The organism is Streptomyces cellostaticus (assembly GCF_001513965.1).
Taxonomy (GTDB): Bacteria; Actinomycetota; Actinomycetes; order Streptomycetales; family Streptomycetaceae; genus Streptomyces; species Streptomyces cellostaticus.
Genome location: NZ_KQ948018.1, coordinates 86,426 through 104,939, shown reverse-complemented (window position 1 = coordinate 104,939; position 18,514 = coordinate 86,426). Strand labels below are relative to the sequence as shown.

General features: G+C 71.4%; 17 protein-coding genes. 7 read left to right on the top strand and 10 right to left on the bottom strand.

Annotated elements, in window-relative coordinates; all coding sequences use genetic code 11:
- Positions 1 to 28: 28 nt before the first annotated feature.
- Together AQI88_RS09990 and AQI88_RS09985 are read right to left on the bottom strand one after the other, a co-directional pair.
- Positions 29 to 1,957, bottom strand: coding sequence for a serine/threonine-protein kinase (locus AQI88_RS09990; RefSeq protein ID WP_066995339.1), 1,929 nt, complete (start codon positions 1,955 to 1,957; stop codon positions 29 to 31).
- A gap of 16 nt (positions 1,958 to 1,973) precedes the next feature.
- Positions 1,974 to 2,693: an LppU/SCO3897 family protein gene (locus AQI88_RS09985; RefSeq protein ID WP_066995335.1), complete on the bottom strand. Its 720-nt coding sequence runs from the start codon at positions 2,691 to 2,693 to the stop codon at positions 1,974 to 1,976.
- An 85-nt stretch (positions 2,694 to 2,778) separates the two neighbouring features.
- On the opposite strand from AQI88_RS09985, the gene AQI88_RS09980 reads away from it, so the two are divergent.
- Positions 2,779 to 3,381, top strand: a complete 603-nt coding sequence (locus tag AQI88_RS09980; RefSeq protein ID WP_066995330.1) for a TetR/AcrR family transcriptional regulator — start codon at positions 2,779 to 2,781, stop codon at positions 3,379 to 3,381.
- A 78-nt stretch (positions 3,382 to 3,459) separates the two neighbouring features.
- On the opposite strand, the gene AQI88_RS09975 is transcribed toward AQI88_RS09980, so the two are convergent.
- The 3 genes from AQI88_RS09975 to AQI88_RS09965 all read right to left on the bottom strand — a co-directional run bounded on the left by AQI88_RS09975 (position 3,460) and on the right by AQI88_RS09965 (position 6,783).
- Positions 3,460 to 3,894 (bottom strand): RICIN domain-containing protein, encoded by a 435-nt coding sequence (locus AQI88_RS09975; RefSeq protein ID WP_208615754.1) that lies wholly within the window; start codon positions 3,892 to 3,894, stop codon positions 3,460 to 3,462.
- Positions 3,895 to 4,004: 110 nt separating this feature from the next.
- Positions 4,005 to 4,772: a CDP-alcohol phosphatidyltransferase family protein gene (locus AQI88_RS09970; protein ID WP_066995325.1), complete on the bottom strand. Its 768-nt coding sequence runs from the start codon at positions 4,770 to 4,772 to the stop codon at positions 4,005 to 4,007.
- A 64-nt stretch (positions 4,773 to 4,836) separates the two neighbouring features.
- Positions 4,837 to 6,783 carry a hypothetical protein gene (locus AQI88_RS09965; protein WP_159050329.1) on the bottom strand — a complete coding sequence of 649 codons (1,947 nt, stop codon included), beginning with the start codon at positions 6,781 to 6,783 and terminating at the stop codon, positions 4,837 to 4,839.
- Positions 6,784 to 6,973: 190 nt separating this feature from the next.
- Here AQI88_RS09965 and AQI88_RS45865 point away from each other — a divergent pair, with 190 nt between their 5' ends.
- From AQI88_RS45865 to AQI88_RS09940, 6 genes are all read left to right on the top strand, one after another.
- Positions 6,974 to 7,144 carry a hypothetical protein gene (locus AQI88_RS45865; RefSeq protein WP_159050328.1) on the top strand — a complete coding sequence of 57 codons (171 nt, stop codon included), beginning with the start codon at positions 6,974 to 6,976 and terminating at the stop codon, positions 7,142 to 7,144.
- Positions 7,145 to 7,207: 63 nt separating this feature from the next.
- Positions 7,208 to 7,657, top strand: a complete 450-nt coding sequence (locus tag AQI88_RS09960) for a nucleoside deaminase (protein WP_066995320.1) — start codon at positions 7,208 to 7,210, stop codon at positions 7,655 to 7,657.
- Positions 7,650 to 8,615, top strand: coding sequence for an isopenicillin N synthase family dioxygenase (locus tag AQI88_RS09955; RefSeq protein ID WP_066995316.1), 966 nt, complete (start codon positions 7,650 to 7,652; stop codon positions 8,613 to 8,615). The genes AQI88_RS09960 and AQI88_RS09955 overlap by 8 nt, the downstream gene beginning before the upstream one ends.
- Positions 8,616 to 8,748: 133 nt before the next feature.
- Positions 8,749 to 10,143, top strand: a complete 1,395-nt coding sequence (locus AQI88_RS09950; RefSeq protein WP_066995313.1) for a condensation domain-containing protein — start codon at positions 8,749 to 8,751, stop codon at positions 10,141 to 10,143.
- Between the two features lie 88 nt (positions 10,144 to 10,231).
- Entirely contained in the window at positions 10,232 to 12,334 is a 2,103-nt protein-coding gene (locus tag AQI88_RS09945; protein WP_066995310.1) for a hypothetical protein, read from the top strand.
- Positions 12,334 to 13,881, top strand: a complete 1,548-nt coding sequence (locus AQI88_RS09940; protein WP_066995307.1) for a type 1 periplasmic-binding domain-containing protein — start codon at positions 12,334 to 12,336, stop codon at positions 13,879 to 13,881. Before AQI88_RS09945 ends, AQI88_RS09940 begins: the two co-directional genes overlap by 1 nt.
- On the opposite strand, the gene AQI88_RS09935 is transcribed toward AQI88_RS09940, so the two are convergent.
- Genes AQI88_RS09935 through AQI88_RS09915 form a run of 5 tightly spaced genes read right to left on the bottom strand, consistent with a single transcriptional unit; the run spans position 13,878 to position 18,486 of the window.
- Positions 13,878 to 14,285, bottom strand: a complete 408-nt coding sequence (locus tag AQI88_RS09935) for an SRPBCC family protein (protein WP_066995304.1) — start codon at positions 14,283 to 14,285, stop codon at positions 13,878 to 13,880. The genes AQI88_RS09940 and AQI88_RS09935 overlap by 4 nt on opposite strands.
- Before the next feature lie 25 nt (positions 14,286 to 14,310).
- Positions 14,311 to 15,411, bottom strand: coding sequence for a c-type cytochrome biogenesis protein CcsB (gene ccsB, locus AQI88_RS09930; RefSeq protein WP_066995301.1), 1,101 nt, complete (start codon positions 15,409 to 15,411; stop codon positions 14,311 to 14,313).
- The gene (resB, locus tag AQI88_RS09925) at positions 15,408 to 17,126 is read right to left on the bottom strand and encodes a cytochrome c biogenesis protein ResB (RefSeq protein ID WP_066995298.1); all 1,719 of its coding nucleotides are present in this window, start codon (positions 17,124 to 17,126) and stop codon (positions 15,408 to 15,410) included. Before resB ends, ccsB begins: the two co-directional genes overlap by 4 nt.
- A gap of 3 nt (positions 17,127 to 17,129) precedes the next feature.
- A complete protein-coding gene (locus tag AQI88_RS09920; protein ID WP_066995295.1) occupies positions 17,130 to 17,894 on the bottom strand; it encodes a cytochrome c biogenesis CcdA family protein in 765 nt (254 codons plus the stop codon).
- A gap of 1 nt (position 17,895) precedes the next feature.
- Positions 17,896 to 18,486, bottom strand: coding sequence for a TlpA family protein disulfide reductase (locus tag AQI88_RS09915; RefSeq protein WP_208615753.1), 591 nt, complete (start codon positions 18,484 to 18,486; stop codon positions 17,896 to 17,898).
- Positions 18,487 to 18,514: the final 28 nt, after the last annotated feature.

Below are 18,514 nucleotides of genomic sequence, written 5' to 3'. Positions count from 1 at the left end.
GCCGATGAGCCCTGGTCCGGTGTGCGCCTCAGGTCCTCGCCCAGTTCTGGGAGGCGGCGGCCCCCGACTGGCAGGTCGCCTCGGCCACTCCGCCGCCGAAGGCGAGGTCGAGACAGCCGCCGTCGTAGACGGTGTGCAGGGAGTTGCCCGCGCCCGTCTTCCACACGAGGGTGCTGCTGCCCTGGGCGCAGTCGCCGACGAAGACGGCCTGGCCGTTGCCGTTGGCGCTCAGGCAGGCGCCGGTCGACACGTTGACGACCTTGACGCCGCCGGACGCGCTGCGGAAGGTCCACCGGGCGGTCGAGGACGAGCAGTCGCCGAGGCCCGTGGAGCCGTAGACCTGGGTCAGGCACTTGCCGTTCTCGCCGTTCTTGAGGTGGAAGGTGCCCGAGCCGGGGCTGGTCGTGGAGGTTCCTCCGGAAGAACCGCCCGAACTGCCGCCCGAACTGGTGGAGCCTCCGGAGGAGCCGCCCGAACTGGTGGAGCCGCCCGAGGAGCCGCCCGAACTGGTGGAACCGCCGGAGGAGCCGCCCGAGCTGCCTGACCCGCCGGAACCGCCGGAGCCCGATCCGGAGCCCGAGTCGCTGCCGCCTCCGGCTCCTCCCCCGGCCGACGAACCCGAGCCGCTCGATCCCGCCTTGCCACCCTCCGTGCCGCCCTTCGAGCCTGCCTTGTCGGACTTCTTGCCGTCCGAGGGAGAGGCCGACTTCTTCTTGTCCGGCTTCGGTGTGCCGGAGGGGTTCGCGGAGGACGAGCCGGGGGTGGGGTCGGCCGACGCGGCGACGGAGGCTCCCGGGGTGCCGGCGGCGCCGTTCCGTCCGGTGTCGGTGGCGTACGGCAGGAGCTGGAAGGCCAGGGTCGTTGCACCGGCGATCACCACGACCGGTACGACGGCCGGCAAGGCGCGTTTGCGGCGCTGTTCGCGGGGCTGTTCGCGCTGTGCCCCAGGGGGCCGTACGACCACCTCGGGCTCCGCACCACCCTCACCTGCGGCCTCCGGCTTCGATTCCGGCTCCGGCTCCGGCTCCACCGCGGTCACTTCGGGCACCACCGCAGCGAAAGCCGCCCGCTCCGCCAGGCGTTCCGTGATCGCCTCGGGCCACAGCGGGGGCTCGGACGGCCCGCGGTCCGTGGCCAGTTCGAGGAGTTCGGCGGCGGTGGGCCGGCCCTCGGGGTCCTTGTCGAGGCAGGAGGCGACGACGGCGGCCAGTTCCGCGTCGGCCTCGCGCAGCTCCTCCAGGTCGGGCTGCTCGTGCACGATCCGGTAGAGCACGCCGTGCCCGGACTCGTCACCGAAGGGCGGCCGCCCCGACCCCGCGTACGCCACGACGGACCCCAGGGCGAAGACGTCCACGGCCCCGGTCAACCGCCGTGCTCCCGAGGCCTGTTCGGGAGACATGTAGGCGGGCGTGCCCACCACCATGCCGGTCCGGGTCAGCTGGCTCTGCTCGGCGGCCCGGGCGACGCCGAAGTCGATGAGGGTGAGCCCGTCGAGGGTCAGCATCACGTTGGACGGCTTGACGTCCCGGTGCACCATGTCCAGCTCGTGCACCGCCGCCAGTCCGGCCGCGGCGTCCCGCAGCAGCAGCCACAGCGCCTCGGGCGGCAGCGGCCGGCCGTGCAGTTCGACGGCCTCGCGCAGGGTCAGCCCCGGCACGTAGGCGGTGGCGAACCACGGCGGCCGGGCATCGCGGTCGCCGGCGAGCAGGGGTGCGGTGGCCCCGGCGGGCAGCCGGGCGAGGTTGTCCAGCTCGTGTCCGAAGCGGCGGACGAAGTCCTTGTCCTCGCCGACGACGGAGGGCAGCACCTGTTTGACGGCCGCGTACCGGCCCTCGTGCACGCCGAGGTAGACCCGCCCCATGCCGCCGGCGCCGAGCCGTCCGACCAGCGGGATCGGACCGATCCGGCGCGGGTCGTCGTCCTCCAGCGGCTCGACCCCGTTGTGTTCCCCGTTCAACTCTCTCCCCCTGTTGTCAGCGCGCGTACGAGCCGAGGCCCACCAGGCAGTACACGTACTCGTTCACGGCCGCCCCGTTGAGCGTATAGCGGTACGAAAAGGCGTACTGCGTACGGGGGTTGCTGTTGCAGCGGCTCATGTCCGAGCTGAACGGGATGGTCTCGATCACCTTGTAGTGCGCGTCGGACGCCGAGCAGGACACCTCCTCGACGCCGCTGACCTCCTGGGCGGTCGTGGAGTTGGGCAGGGTTCCGTTCAGGCAGGTGCCGGACGTGAACGGGCTCGGCTCCTCGGTGGCGCCGCCGTAGGGGTCACTGCTCTCGTACGGGGCACCGGTGGCCGGGTCCCGTGTGTACGGGTCGTAGGTGGTGGCGGGTGCGGAGGGGGAGTACGAGGAGCCGTCGGCGGAGTCGTCGGACGAACTGTCGCCCCCTCCGCCCCTGTTGACCAGGACCAGCAGGAGCACGATCACGGCGACGGCGCCGAGCACGCCCAGGCAGGCGACTCCTCCCTTCGTGCCGCCCTGGGCCGGAGCGGTCGTGCCCGGCGCGGTGACGCGGATCCTTAACAGCAGCTCGCGCTCGCCCGCCCGCAGCCGTACGAGATCGCCGTCGCGGACGGGCGGGATGCGGACCGGTGGCACCCCCGTCTCCGGCGGCAGCCGCAGGACCGTCCCGGAGGCCGCCTGCTGCGCAGTGAGGGAGATGGGGATCTCGGACGACTCGGACGACGACACCGGCGGCTCCTTGGTGTGAGGATGTGCACCAGTGTGGTGCAGCAGACCACTGTTCTAAAAGATCTTTCTAGAAAAGTATTCCAGAATGAGTCGCAAACAACAGCGGGGCGAAGCCACCGTCGAGCACCTCCTGGACGCCGCGCTGCGCGTGTACGCGCAGACGGGCGACCAGGGGCTGACGGTCAGCGCCGTCACGAAGGCGAGCGGGGTGAGCCTGGGCAGCCTCTACCACCACTTCGGCAGCATCGACGGCCTGATGAACGCGCTGCTGATGCGCTGGCTGGAGCGGCTGCTGGGCGAGCTGGTGACGGCCGTGCAGGGCACCCGGACCGCCCACACCGGCATCCGGGCCCTGGTCGGCGCCTACCTGGCCTTCGTCCAGGAACACCGGGACGCCGCCCGGCTCCTGCACTCCGCCTACGCCGACCGCCAGGGCATGGCCGACGGCAAGCAGCTGCGCGACGCCCAGGAGGCCCGCCTGTCGCCCCTCGCACAGTGGGCCCAGGCGTACGTCGACTCCGGCGAACTGGCGCCGCTGCCGATGCCGCTGATCGAGTCCCTGATCCTCGGTCCGGTCGTCGGGGTCGCCCGCCGCTGGCTGTCCGGCATCAACGACGTCGACCTCGACGAGGCGGCACTGATCCTGCCGGACCGGATCTGGCGGTCGGTCGGCGCAGATCCGAAGTAGCTGCCGCACATGACAAGGCCGGGCCGGTACTGCATCCGTCTCGAACGGATGCAGTACCGGCCCGGCCTGCCCGATGGATCACTTCCAGCGCTGACGCGCGGTGCCCGAGTCGGAAGCGGTGTTGACGGCCCCGCTGACCGCCAGCTGGAGGGTGCGCCCGGTGGCCTTGTTCTTCAGCCGCCAGCCCGAGGAGGTGTTGATCTCGTACCACCTCTGGTAGTTGCCACCGTTGCACGAACCCACGTAAACGGCACCGTTGCCGTTGCTGTCGAGGCACTTCCCGGTGAGGTGGTGCTTCATGGTGAAGGTGCCGTCGGACTGCTTGCTCTCGTCCCACTTCATGCTCGGCCCGGAGGCAGAAGTCGTACGGACCTTGCCGTTGAAGTACGCCAGGTACTTGGCGTTGCTGTAGTTCTGCCAGGTGACGGTACGGCTGGCGGCGAATGCCTGCCCCGTACCCGCAAGGGCCAGCACCGGGGCGATGACCGCCACGGCGGCGAGCTTGCCTGTCATGCGCTTCTTCATGGAGTTCCCCCGTGAACAGTGGTCTCAACATGCCGAATTGAGCATCTGGGTCGGCGTCACGCTACCCCCGCGTGATCACCCCTGCAATGCCGTTTCGGCTAGCGCAGTCGCGACGACGCCAGGATCGACAGCAGGTGGGCCGGGACCATCAGCCAGGTGATCGCGGCCAGTGCGATCAGCGCCCAGCGCGTGACGTCCACCCCGCCGGTGACCGTGTCCCCGACGGCCGCCGCGAGCAGCACCAGGGACGCCTCGATGCCGTTGGTCACCCGGTGGATCCTGAAGGCTGCCGCCAGCCGCCGCACCGTGGCCACGCCCTGCGACCGCGGCCGGGTCGACTCGTCGTCGGCCACCCCGAGCCCGCGCCGGGCCCGGGCCACGTCCACCAGGTCGGTCGAGGCCTTCAGCAGGACGACCCCGAGCGCGGTGGCGATACCGAGGGAGAGCCAGCCGCCGAGGCCGTTCTCCGCCGCCCGGAACCCGATCCCCACCATCAGCGCCGCGTCCGCCAGATACGCCCCGAGCCGGTCCACGTAGATGCCCGTCGCGCTGTTCTGCCCCTTCCAGCGGGCGACTTCGCCGTCCACGCAGTCGAAGAGCAGGAACAACTGCATGAGGACGACGGCCGACACGGCACCCGTGAGCCCGGGGACCAGCAGCGCCGCGCCGGAGGCGATCCCGCACCCGACCATGGTCCAGGTCAGCTGGTCCGGCGTGACCGGCGTACGCACCAGCTGACGGGTGAGGCGCAGGGAGATCCTGCGCATGTACAGCCGCCCCGCCCAGTGCTCCCCGTTGCGGCTCGCCAGCTTGGCGTACGGCTGGCAGACCTCCCGCAGCTCCTCCAGAACCGGGGCAGCGACCATGGGCGTTTCCCTCCCGCGCGATGTGATCGGGCCAGGGTACAGAGACGGTCACCGCGTCCCTCGCTCACCCGGTGGTGGAGGGCGGCTCCGGTGCGGTGCCGGGGGGCTCGCGGACCACGATCGGCGGGATGGGACGGCTCCCGGGAATGTTGATGCGGATACGGGTGGTCAGGGTGGTGCTGGGCGGCTCGGGGGGTCGCACCGGGCTGCGAGGCGGTCTGGTCAGTGGCCCGGCCGGTCGCCTGACCGGTGGCTTGCCGAACCAGGCCTTCGGTCCCCACGGCAGGGAGTCCTGTGGCGTGAGGGTGACGCCGGGGTTCGCCAGGGAGGCGACCATCAGCAGGTCGGCGTCCTGGCCCATCCCGACGTCCCGCAGCCGCTGGACGATCTGCGCGACTCGGTGCGCGCTCCGGGCGCGCACCCCGTTCAGCACGAGCACCCTGTCCGCGAACCGCTCATGGTCCAGGCAGGACAGGAAGAGCGGAAGGCCCTTCGCCGAACGCTGGTGACCGGCAGTGATCAACGCCTGGCCGGCGAGCCCGTCGAGACCGGCTCTGCGCAGGTGGCCGAGGGCCTGCTGGAAGTGCCGGGCGGGCCGTTCGACCGCCATGCCCATCACCACCACGTCGGCGTCCGCCGCGAACAGGACACCGAGCACGGCGACGAGACCCGGTGCGGGCCGTGCCGAGCCGATCGCGACGAGCAGGGCATCGGCCAGGTTCGGCGCCTTCGACGCGCGCAGCCTCCGCACCGCGAGGACGAGCTGTTCCGTCGGCCAGTCCCGGCCCACGGTGACCAGATGAGGGAAGACATGTTCCAGCGCGGGGTCCCGCAAGGTGAGGAGCCACCTGAGGAGCAGATCGACGTCCACGTCGTCCGGCCGGTTGTCCGCCTGGTCGCCGGGCTGGTTGTCCGGCCGGTTGTCCGGAGCCTTGTCCGCAGCCCCGCCGCTGGTCGCCGGGGTCCCCTCGGCAGGGTCGGAGGTGTTGTCCGGAGTACGGCCCGTGAGGTTGTCCGGGAGTCCGTCGGGCTCCTCCCGGAGTTCCTCGGCGAGTTGGTCGAGCCGCTCGGCTCCCGAGTCCAGGATGTGCGCCGCCTTGATCAGCGCGATGTCGATGTCGTCGGGGGCGATCTGGTGCGTCGGCAGCACCGGCGCGGGATCGGGGTCCTGCGGTACGGCATCGCTCCCGGGGTGCGCGGTGTCCTGCTCGCGCCGCAGCCGCGCGAGTTCCGCGGTGAGTCTGCGTACCTGTTCGGCCGACTGCTCGGCCAGCCGGTCGGCCTTCTCCCGTTCGGCCCGGGCACGGGTCAGTTCGGATTCGGCCTGGGTGCGCTGGGCCTCACTGTGGTGCAGCCGTTCCTGGACCTCGGCGAAGGCTTCGGGAGCGGGAGCACGGGCGGCACCGCGGTTCCGTTCCGCGGTCAGCGTCGCGATGTCGCGGTGGAGTTTGTCGACGAGCGTCAGCAGGATCATCACCATGTGGTGGGCGTCGTTGCGCGCCTTCTCCAGTTCCGCCGAGCGCTGCTGGGCCCGCAGGAGCTGATCCGAGAGTTCCAGCGAGTACCGCTGGACGACGACGAGTTCATGGGCCGGATCGGGGGCGCCGGGGCCCGTGACCGGAGGGGCCGGATCCCGCCGGGGGCCGACGGCCGGGGCGGGGGAGCGCGGGGTCCGGTCGCCGGACCGCAGGGCACGCACGGAGGCGTCGTGCAGCGGCCGCGCCTGTTCCCGTAACCGCTCGCGCGCCGCCGTGCTGGGCGAGCAGACATCGGCGACCGCCTCGACGAAGTCCCAGCGCAGATTCACCCCGGCCAGCCGGTCCGCCACCGTGCTCCTGCTCGGCACGGTCTGGCTCTCGAAGTGCTCGGGCTTCAGTTCCCGCACCAGGTCGTCCAGGCGCAGGCCCGCTTCGTCCAGCCAGCCCCGGAGCGTCTGCGCGAGGCGGTTGGCCTCCTCGGTGGGCCCGCGCAACCGCGCCCACGGGCGAGTCCGGCGTCCGTTGCCCGCCACCAGGCCCCCTCCTGCACTCCCGGTCGCCCCCGCACACGTGGGCGGCCCGGGACTTGTCCGAACTTGTACGCAGGGAGGCCTGGACTAGTGGAGTCACTGCCGGCCGTGTCAGCACGCTGACGGCATCACCCATCCGCCGTGGCGCTCCCGAGGGTTCACACGGCGACGGACCGCTTCCCGAGGAGCCCCCATGCCCGATCAACTCAACCACGTGCTGACCGTCGTCGCACACGGAATGCTCACAGAGCTGCCCGCCCAGCTCGCCACCGCCGCCGTCATGGCCGGCTCGGCGGCCCTGTGCAGGCACCTCAGGCGCCGCCGGGCCAAGGCTCAGGAGGTACAGGAGGCCGAGGAGGCGTGACGTCGCCGGGCGTCACTCCTTCGCGACGTTGCCGCGGTATCCCCGGTGCTGGAGAGTGAACGCATGGACCAGGACCAGGCCAGGGCCCGGCTCGCCACCGCCGTCGCCGAGGCCCGCACCGGGCTCGCCGAGGGCGGCATCCCGATCGGCGCCGCCCTGTACGGCGCCGACGGCACCCTGCTGGGCCGCGGCCGCAACCGCCGCGTCCAGGACGGCGACCCCTCCATGCACGCGGAGACCGCCGCGTTCCGCGCGGCGGGACGGCAGCGCACCTATCGCGGCACGACCATGGTGACCACCCTCTCGCCCTGCTGGTACTGCAGCGGCCTGGTCCGTCAGTTCGGGATCTCACGGGTGGTGATCGGCGAGGCGACCACCTTCTACGGCGGGCAGGACTGGCTCGCCGAGCACGGCGTGGAGATCGTGCTCCTGGACGATCCCGAGTGCGTCGACCTGATGCGCACCTTCATCCACGACAACCCGGCTCTGTGGAACGAGGACATCGGTGAGTAGTACGAGCATTCCGACCGTCGATCTGCGGCCTTGGCTGGAGGGCGGCACCGAGGCCCGCACCGCCCTCGCCCGCACCGTCGACCAGGCCCTCCAGGCCGCCGGCTTCCTGCTCGTCACCGGGCACGGCACCGCCCCCGGCCTGCGCGCGCGGATCCGTGCGGCCGCCCGGGACTTCTTCCTGCTGCCGGAAGAGGTCAAGCGGCGCTACGAGGCCAAGGTCGGCGGGCGCGGCTGGCTGGGTCCGGGGGCCGAGGCCAACGCGTATGCGGAGGGGACCGAGACGCCGCCCGACCTGAAGGAGTCGCTGACCTTCGCCACGCACGAGCCCTTCGAGGATCCGGTCGTCAACGCCGAGTGGTACGCGCCGAACGTGTGGCCGGCGGAGGTCCCCGGACTGCGGTCGCTGTGCGAGGAGTACCTCGCGCAGATGGCCGGTCTGGAGAAGGAGCTGCTGACGCTGCTGGGGTACGCCCTCGGGCTGGAACCCGACTTCTTCTCCCGGCACATGGACCACCCGACGTACGGCTTCAACATCAACTGGTATCCGGGGACGGAGCTCGTCGGCGAGCCCGAGCCCGGGCAGTTCCGGATCGGCCCGCACACCGACTTCGGGACCGTCACCATCCTCGACCGGCAGGCCGGAAAGGGCGGCCTGCAGGTGTACACGGATGAGGGCGGCTGGGAGGACGCGCCCTGCGACCCGGCCGCCTTCACCGTCAACATCGGTGATCTGATGGCCCGTTGGACGGGCGACCGGTGGCGGTCGGGGCGGCACCGGGTGCTGCCGCCGCCCTCCGACGCGCCCGCCGAGGAGCTGATGTCCCTCGTCTACTTCGGCGAGTGCACCCCGGGCACGCTGGTGGAGTCCGTGCCGGCGCCGGTGGGCCGGGTGGCGTACCCGCCGGTCGACTCGCACGTCTACCTGCGCGAGAAGCTCGATTCGATCACCGTCGGTTAAATCAACTCCGCGTTCGTCGCGCCACCCGTTCCGTTGAATTGCCCCGGGCGGGCATGTCCCGACCGCGTCCCACGGGATTGCCCTTGGAAGGGGGCCCGAAATCAGGGGCCCCCTTTTCTGCGATCGGAGACGCGTGCGAATCACCGACATCCAGCGCTGCGAGGTCCGGCCGGGACGGCTCGTCGAGTGGACACTGAGTCCGGCGACCGTCGCGGCGGCGGCGGCACAGCCGGAGGACTCCCGGCCGCCGGCCTACATCCAGGAGTCGCACATCAGGACCGCCAAGTGCGTACGGGATGGCGGGCTGTTCGTGCCGACCTGGCTCGGTACCGCCTTCGACCTCCCGGGCCCCGCCGACCTCGGCGTGCTCCAGGAGGCCCTGCGCACCTGGACGGTGCGGCACGAGACGCTGCGCAGCGGCTTCCGCTGGGCGGGCGGCCCGGGAGACGAGCTGCACCGGTTCACGCTCGACGCCGGTGACGTGTCCCTGCACCGGGAGACGGTCGGCGACTTCTCCGACGCGGCTGCCCTGGCCGGGCACCTCCAGGACCGCTTCGACGCCGTCGCGGACGCCCTGCGCTGGCCGAACCTCATCTACACGGCGGTCGTCCGGGCCGACTCGACCAGCGTGTACATGGCCTTCGACCACAGCAACGTGGACGCCTACTCCCTGCACGGGATCCCCGCCGAGATCCACGAGCTGTACACGGCGGGCCTTCAGGGGCGCGCACCCGTGGTGCGCACGCCGGCGGCCAGTTACGTCGACTTCTGCGAGCTGGAGCGGGCGGACGCGGACCGCATCGACGACCGTCACGACATCGTGGCCCGCTGGCGGGAGTTCATCCGGCGGGGCGACGGAACACTGCCCGGGTTCCCCATCGACCTCGGCCTCGAACCCGGCGGCCCGCTGCCGCCGCAGAAGATGCTCTGCGAGCCGCTCGCGGACGCGGCGGCGGCCGCCGCGTTCGAGGCGTACTGCCGGCCCTACGGCGGCAGCCTGGTCGGTCTGCTGGCGGCCACCGGCCTGATCGTCCACGAACTCGGTGGGCAGTCCGTGTACCGGACGGTGGTGCCGTTCCACACCCGGGTGAAGTCCCGGTGGTCCGACTCCGTGGGCTGGTTCGTGGGCGGTGCCCCCATCGAGGTGCCGGTGGCGAGCGCCCCCGGCCTGCCCGGCGCCCTGCGGGCCGTGCGCGCGGAACTCCAGGCCGGCCGGGCCCTCGCCCGGATGCCGCTCGCCCGGGTGCTGAGCCTGCTCGGCACGGACTTCCGGCCGACCTCCCCCGACCTGTACTCCATCGTCTCGTTCGTGGACACCCGCGGCATCCCCGGCGCCGGACAGTGGGCCGGGCAGAAGGCGTACGCCCTGTTGCGGGTGTCGTACGGCGACCAGGTGTGCGTGTGGGTCAACCGGTCGCACGACGGCCTGTGGCTGGCGAGCCGCTACCCGGACACCGACGTGGCGGCGAAGAACATGCGGCTGTACGTCGAGCGGCTGCGGGATCTTGTCACGGCGCCGCTCGCCTGAGCCGGTCACTTTCGTAACCCAACGGACATCACTGACTCTGGTCCGGAGCAACTTCCCCTTCCTACACTGCTGTTGAGGGGGAGATGCGGTGCACAGAGGGTTGCACGGGCGCGCAGCGCTGTTTGACGTCGATCCGGCCGGTCTTGTGCCGCGGCTCGTGGGCCTGCGCCCCCACCAGCACCGCGGTCATCCGTTGGAGCATCCGGGCGAGCTGCCCTTCGTGGTGCTCACGGGCGCCCGCGGTCTGGGCAAGAGCGCGGTGCTCGCCGAGTTACGGGACGCCTACAAGGGGCACACGCCCCTCGCGCTGATCGACTGCGCGGAGGACCAGTTCGCGCGGCCGCCCGACGGCCGGCCCGCCGAGTCGTGGTCGCCGGTGGCCCAGGCGCTGCTGGTCATCGCCGAGCAGTTGGCGGAGCCGGTGACGGGCGCCGGGCGGATCACCTTTCCCCGGCTGATGTCGGGCCTGGTGGCGGTGGCCGCGGGCGGCTGGGGCGATGCCGACTCGGAGCGGATCCGCCGGGAGGTCGAGCGGATCCTGTTGCTGAACGAGAGCGGCTCGTGGATCAGCGGGTTCGCCGGGCGCTGGGCCGGAAGGGTGGCGGCGAAGGTGGTGGCCGCGGCCACCGGCACCGGGCCGCTGGTGTCGGGCGCCATCGAGGCGACACTGGAGTCCGTCGCCGAGGGCTTCACCAGCCGCCGGCACCAGAAGGCGTCGGTGTGGTACCGGACGTACCCGAACGCGGGCGGGCACGCCCAGCGCGGGCTCATCCTGCTGTCCGGGCACTTCCGGGCGGGCGGCACCTCCCGCGAGCACGCGGAGCGGTATCTGGTGCGGGCGCTGCTGGCCGACCTGACGGAGGCGTACACGGGGGTGCTGCCGCGCATGCAGCGCCTCGGCCGGCCGCTGGTGCTGATCGACAACACGCAGTCCGCGCCCGGTCCCGGGCTCGTGGAGGCCGTGCTGCGCGACCGTGCCGAGGGCGTCGCGGACCAGGTGGCGTTCATCGCGGCCCGGCGTGGCGAGGCCCGCGAGGAGCTGCTGAGCGCGGTCCGGCGGGAGCTGCCCGAGGTGGCCCGGCGCAGCGACTGGGCACCGGACGCGGCCGCCTCCTCGCGGGCGCTGCTCGTCGCGCTGCCCGCGCTGAGCCCGGACGACACCCTGCACATCGTCGGCGCGGTCTGCGACGGCACCCCGGTGCCGCCCCAGCTGCCGCACGCCACCCACCGGCTGACGGCGGGCAATCCGCTGGGCATCGTCCTGCTCGCCGAGTCCGCCGCGCAGAACCTGCCCGGGTCCGCCTCGCTGGGCGACCTGCTCACCGCGGACATACAGCCCGGTGAGGACGGGCCCGCGGTGCCCGCCTACCAGGCGCTGCTGGACCGGCTGGTGCCCGCCGAGCACCTGGACGAGCTGACCGTGCTGGCCGCCGCCCACGACCACGACTCGGCCTGCGCGCTGGCCGCGGCGCTGCTGCCGGACACCTTCGGCCCGGCGGACGTACGGGCCCTGCAGACCCGGCTGGCCGAGGAGGGGCTGCCGACCGTGCCGGGCCAGTTCGTCGGCGACCCCTTCGTACGCACCCTGCTGCTGCTGAGGCTGCACCTGCTGGACGCCGACCACGCGTTCTGGCGTACCGCGCACGAGACACTGATCGCGCACTATCCGGACCCCGAGCACGCCCGCTACCGGCTCCATCACGAACTCGCCCTCGGCGTCACGGAGTCGGCCGTCGCCCATCTGCGCGACACCTTCCCCACCCTGGACACCCGGACCTGGCTGCGCACCCTGCGCTTCGTGGCGTCCGCGCCGTACTTCCACGCGCACGACGCCGAGGGCCGCGACTTCACCGGCCGCGGTGACCGGCGGGCCGCGGTCGCGCTCGGCCGCACGGACGCCGGCCATCAGGTACCGGAGGGCGTGGACGCCGTACTGCACCTGCGCGTACGGCGGCTGCTGCAGGCGGTGTGGCAGCTGACCGATCCGCTGGTGCTGCCCGACCCGACGGTGTGCCAGCGGCTCCGCTTCGAGCTGGAGCAGCTGTCCAACCTGCGGCCTGCGGGCAACGCGCTGCTGTGGCGGGCGTCGAGGGACTGGCCGGCGGCAGCGCTCGCGGGGCGCCCCCTGGACGGCCCCGATGACCCCGACAGCACGGACGACGGCCCGGACGACCGGAGCGGGGAGGCGTGATGACGCGCAGAGGCGTGGGCACATGGGTGCGCGAGAGCGTGTGGGAGATCCCGCTGCGCCGGTATCTGGCCCTGCTGGTCACGGCGGCGCTGGTGACGGGGCTGGTGTTCGGGGTGCGGGCGCTCGCGCACGAGGACCGGTCCTGTGCGCCCGGGGTGGCCCGGCCTGCGGACAGCGACGAGTGTGTGGGCGTGGCGACGGGGGCGTACGACTTCGGGCATGCCCAGCTGCGGGACGTCGTACGGGCGATCGCGCGGGAGAACGACCGGCTCAAGCCCGGTGGTTACGTGACGGTGGCGCTGATGCTCCCGTACAGCTCCACCGCCGCGACCAACCTGAACGACATCCAGCACCAGCTGCAGGGCGCCTACCTGGCGCAGTACCAGGCCAACCACGACTCCAACGGGCAGGAGCCCGCGATCCGGCTGGTGCTCGCCAACCCGGGTGCGACCGGGGCCCACTGGCAGCAGACCGTGGACCAGCTGGCGCGGATGACGACGAGCCGGGACCGGCTGCGGGCCGTGGCGGGCATCGGGCAGAGCACCGACAACAACAAGAAGGCCGTCCAGGCGCTGACCCGGCACGGGATCCCGGTGGTCGGCTCCTCGATCACCGCCGACGACCTGGCCAACGGACAGGGCGGCAAGGACCCTTATCCGGGTCTGGCCCGGGTCTCGCCGACCAACACCGACGAGGCCCGCGCGCTGGCCTCGTTCGCCAAGGTGAGCGCGGGCAAGGCGCTGCTGGTGTACGACAAGCCGGGCGACCCGTACACGCGGACGCTGCAGGAGTCGTTCGCGGCGCTGATCAAGGGCTCGCCGTACGAGCCGCAGCCGTTCACGCCGCCCGCGGACCGCAGCCAGGAGGGGACCACCGCGAACACCTTCCGACAGATCACCCACCTGGTGTGCGACACGTCCCGGGAGACGGACACGATCCTGTTCGCGGGGCGGCACACGCAGCTGCGGCAGTTCATCAACGCGCTGGGCGGGCGCGGCTGCCAGGACCGGACGTTCACCGTGCTGACCGGCGACGAGGCCTCGTATCTGACCCACGAGAACGACCTGGACCGCGACGCCCTGCGCCACCGCCTCTCCGTGCGCTACACCTCCCTCGCCCACCCGGACGCCTGGACGAAGGACCCGGCGAAGACAGGCGGCTCGGCGGCCGACTTCGGGGTGCTGCGCAAGCTGCTGACGACCGCCGAGCGGGAGCCGGCCGGGCCGATCGGTCCGGTCGCCCTGGACGACGGCCAGCTGATCATCGGCTATGACGCGCTGCAGCTGGCGGTGCACGGGATCCGCGAGGCGGTGCCGGACGGGCGGAACTTCCCGGCGCTCGCGGACGTCGGTCTCCAGTGGCCGCAGGTCAAGGGCTCGCTGCGGGTGAGCGGGGCGAGCGGCTGGATCTGCCTGGACCTGCACGGCAACCCGTACGACAAGGCCGTGCCGATCGTGGAGCTGACCCCCGAGGGCGGCTCGCGGTTCGTGCGGATCGCCTGGCCGGAGGGGAAGCCGCCGGCGAAGGAGTGCCTGCCGCCGTCCTAGGCCTGGACGGACCCCAGGGTTTCGATCAGGCGTTCGAAGCGCGTCCGCCAGCCGGTTTCCGACTCCCCCTCGCCCTGGAACTCATGGGTGAAGCGCAGCACGCATGCCCCGCCCCCGTCCCGCTCCAGATGGAACCGGATCCGGCCGCCGCCTCCCACGGTGTACTCGGCGACGCGGTCCACGTCCCACGCCGTGACCCGCCCCGTGCCCAGGTCACGCAGCGCGACGATGCCGTCGAGCCGGGGCTCCAGGACGTCAACGGCGGTGAACCAGGACCCGAGCCCCTCGACCGTGGCCACCGCCGGCCAGACCTGCTCCATGGGCCGCGGGAGCCGCACCAGGAGGTGGAGTATGTGCGTGTTCCCGTGGGTCTGACTGGTGCCCTGTTCGATGGAACCGCTCATGACACCAGTGTCTCCGACAGGGCGCTCAGACGCCCGCGTAGGAGTGCTTGCCGGAGACGAAGATGTTGACGCCGTAGTAGTTGAACAGCCAGCAGCCGAAGGCGATCATCGCCAGGTAGGCGGCCTTGCGGCCCTTCCAGCCCGCCGTGGCCCGGGCGTGCAGGTAGCAGGCGTAGGCGACCCAGGTGATGAACGACCAGGTCTCCTTCGGGTCCCAGTTCCAGTAGCGGCCCCAGGCGTCGCCCGCCCAGATCGCGCCCGCGATGATCGTGAACGTCCACAGCGGGAAGACGGCCGCGTTGACCCGGTAGGCGAACTTGTCCAGGGACGCCGAGGCGGGCAGCCGCTCCAGCACCGAGGTCGCGAAGGTGCCGGGCTTGCCGCCGGTCTGCAGCTTGTTCTCGTACGAGTCCTTGAAGAGGTACAGGATCGTAGCGACCGCGCCGACGTAGAACACCGCGCCGCAGAAGATCGCGGTGGAGACGTGGATGTACAGCCAGTACGAGTGCAGGGCGGGAACCAGCTGGTCGCTCGCGGTGTACAGGACGGTGACCGCGAGGCCGAGGTCGAGCAGGACCGTGGTGATCAGGAACAGGCCGAGCCAGCGCACGTTCTTCTTCAGCGCCAGCAGCCCCAGGTACACGCCGACGGCGACCGTGGAGAAGGTGATGTTGAACTCGTACATGTTGCCCCACGGCGCCCGACCCACGGAGGCCGCGCGGGCGACGACCCCGGCCAGCTCCACCAGGAAGGCGAGCACGGTGAGGGAGACGGCGATCCGCCCGTAGAGGTCGCCCTGCGCGTCACCGCCGTGCGCCCCGGGCCCATCCGGCACGTCCCGGGCGCCGGACGCGGAGCGCACCACGACCTGCGGCCGCTCCAGTACGGCGGTCCCTCCGGCCTGCTTCACGGTCACGGCGGGCGCCCCCGCCTGCTGCGCGCCGTCGGCGGTGAGCGCGGCGGCCGTACGGGCGACCTTGCTGCGGCTGCCGAAGAGCCATTCGGCGATGTACGCGAAGAAGGCCAGCGTGTAGACGGCCATCGAGGAGTAGATCAGGGTGTTGCTGATGCTCGCGAGATGTTCGTTGGTCGCGGTGGCGAGCTCGGTTGCGGCGGCGAGAGTCACTTCTCAGCCCCTTCGGCAGGTACGACTTGGGGGTCGGGGGTTGCTTCGTTGGATGCTGAAGAGCCGTGGGGGTCGGGTGCCCCCGGCGCCTGGTCGTAGAGGGTTCCGGCGAGGTCGCCCAGTTCCTCGGGCACCTTGGCCGACTCGCTGCGGCCGAGCCCGGCCATCTCGACGACCGTGACACCGTCGGCGCCGCGCACCGCCCGCACCCACACACGGCGGCGCTGGATGAACAGGGAGGCGGCCAGACCGAAGATCGCGGCGAGGGCACCGCCGAGCGCCCAGCCGCTGCCCGGCTCCTGGACGATCTCGAAGCCGGCCCACTCCTTGATGTCCTTCTCGAGGGTGATCGAGCCGGCGCCGTTCGGGAGCTTCAGGGTCTGCCCGGGCTTGAGGTTCCCGCGCAGCTGCTGGCCCTTGGCGTCCTTGAACATCTTCATGTGGGTCTTGTCGAGCTGGTACACGCTCTGCGCGAAGCCCGCGTTCACCCCGCCGAGATCGCCGTGGTACGGCTCCAGGTTCAGCACCGGGTTCAGCAGCGCAGGGAACTGCGAGAGCACCGAGGCGCCCCCGCCGTAGGTCGGCAGGAAGAAGGCCCGGACGCCGAGCTGCTCCTTCTGCCCCTTGCCGTTCCGGTAGCCGTCGAAGACCTTGATGACGCCCTGCGAGGTGACGTTCCCGTCGAGCGGCAGCAGCGGTACGGCGTCCTGGTAGACCTTCTTGCCCTTGCCGTCGCGGACGGTGATGACGGGCGCGTAGCCGTGGCTGACCAGGTAGACCTTGGAGTCGCCGATCTCCAGCGGCTGGTTGACCTTGATGGTGGCCGGCTTCTCCTTGCCGTACGCACCCTCGCTGTAGCTGATCTTCGCCTGGAAGGTGCGCGGGGTGCCGCGGTTGGGGCCGGTCAGCTCGTAGGTGCCCTCGAAGTCCTTCAGGTCGAAGCTGAAGGGCACCAGATCGTCGGTGCTGAACATGCTGCCGGACTTGAAGTCGTCGTACATCGGCAGCGCGTTGGAGAAGCCGTCGCCCTCCACCATCAGCTTGGTGCCGTCCGACTTGAACATCTGGCCCGAGGCGAAGGCGACCAGCAGCACGATCAGCGCGATGTGGAAGACCAGGTTGCCCAGCTCGCGCACATAGCCCTTCTCGGCGGCGACCGCGTCACCGGCGATGTGGGCGCGGAAGCGGCGCTTCTTCAGCAGCGCGAGCGCGGCCTCGCGGACCTGCTCCGGCTCCGCGGTGGTGCGCCAGGTGGTGTAGGCGGGCAGCCGGGTCAGCCGCTTGGGCGCGCCCGGCGGGCGGCCGCGCAGCTGGCCGACGAACTGCCAGGTGCGCGGGACGATGCAGCCGATGAGGGAGACGAACAGCAGGATGTAGATCGCGGAGAACCACACCGAGCTGTAGACGTGGAAGAGGCCGAGCTTGTCGTAGACCGGCGCGAGCGTCTTGTGCGCCTGCCGGAACGCGTCGACCTTGGAGGCGTCGGCGCCGGTCTGCGGGATCAGCGAGCCGGGGATCGCGCCGAGCGAGAGCAGCAGGAGCAGCAGCAGCGCGACCCGCATGGAGGTCAGCTGCCGCCAGAACCAGCGGACCCAGCCGATGACGCCGAGGCCGGGCAGGCCGGAGATCTCCTCCTGCGGGGCGGTGGACAGCTGGGAGCCGGCCGCTCCCAGGTCCTCCTGGTCCTGGCTCTTGTCGGTTTCGGTCTTGCTCATCGATCAGATCCCCACATTGAAGCCGCTGGACCAGCCCTGCATCTCCTGCATGAGACTGTCCCACGCCCCGGTCAGCAGCAGCACACCGGTCAGGATCATCATCGTGCCGCCGATGCGCATCACCCAGAGATAGTGGCGCTTGACCCAGCCGAAGGCGCCGAGCGCCTTGCGGAAGGCCACGGCCGCGAGCACGAAGGGCACGCCGAGGCCCAGGCAGTAGGCGACCATCAGCACCGCCCCGCGCCCGGCGCTCGACTGATCCATGGCGAGGAGGTTCACGGACGCGAGCGTGGGGCCGATGCAGGGCGTCCAGCCGATGCCGAACAGGGCTCCGACTATCGGCGCGCCCACCAGGCCGGTCGTCGGTCGCTTGTGGAAGCGGAACTCGCGCTGGGTGAGCCAGGGCATCAGCCCCATGAAGAACACACCCATGGCGATCATGACTACGCCGAGCACCTTGGTCAGAACGTCCTTGTGCTCCTGCAGGGTCCAGCCGAAGGAGCCGAACAGCGCCCCGCCGGAGATGAACACGGCGCTGAAGCCGAGCACGAACAGGGCGGCTCCGGTGGCCATGCGCCCGCGTCTGGCGTCGGCCAGGTCGGTGCCGGCGACCCCGGTGACGTAGGAGAGGTAACCGGGGACCAGCGGGAGTACGCAGGGTGAGAAGAAGGAGACGAGCCCGCCGAGCAGAGCGATGGGCAGGGCGACGACCAGGGCGCCGTGCTTCACCGTCTCGTTCTCGGCGGCCAGCGTGACGAGTGCGCTCACGTCACTTCTCCGCGAGGACGGGCTTGAGCATCTTCACCAGGCTGGTGTCGTCGAGCGCCTCCAGCGCCCGCGCGGCGACCTTCCCGTGCTTGTCGATGATGAGCGTGGAGGGGATCAGCTGCGGGTTGAGCGTGCCCCTCTTGAAGCGGAGCATCAGCCTGCCCGTCGGGTCGTACAGGCTCGGGTAGCTGATCCCGTGCTCCTTCTCGAAGGCGACCGCGGGAGTGGTGCTGGTGTCCCGGGTGTTGATGCCGACGAACTGGACGCCCTTGCCCTCGTACGCCTGGGAGACCTTGGAGAAGTACTGGGCCTCCTCCCGGCACGGCCCGCACCACGAGCCCCAGACGTTGATCACGACGACCTTGCCCTTGTAGTCGGCGACGTCGAGGCTCTTGCCGTCGATGGTCTTGCCGGACAGGTCGGGGGCCGTGGCCCGCTTGCCCTGCGGGGCCGTGCTGATGCCGTTGTCGCCGGTGACGAAGTTGGTGTTTCCGCCACCGCCGGAGGTGCCACCGTTGCCGCACGCGGACAGGGTCAGGGCCGCCGCGGCGGCCACGGCGCCAAGCAGGGCGGCGCGGCTACGGGTACTCATGTGAAAAGTTTCGCATGCCTGTTCCGGG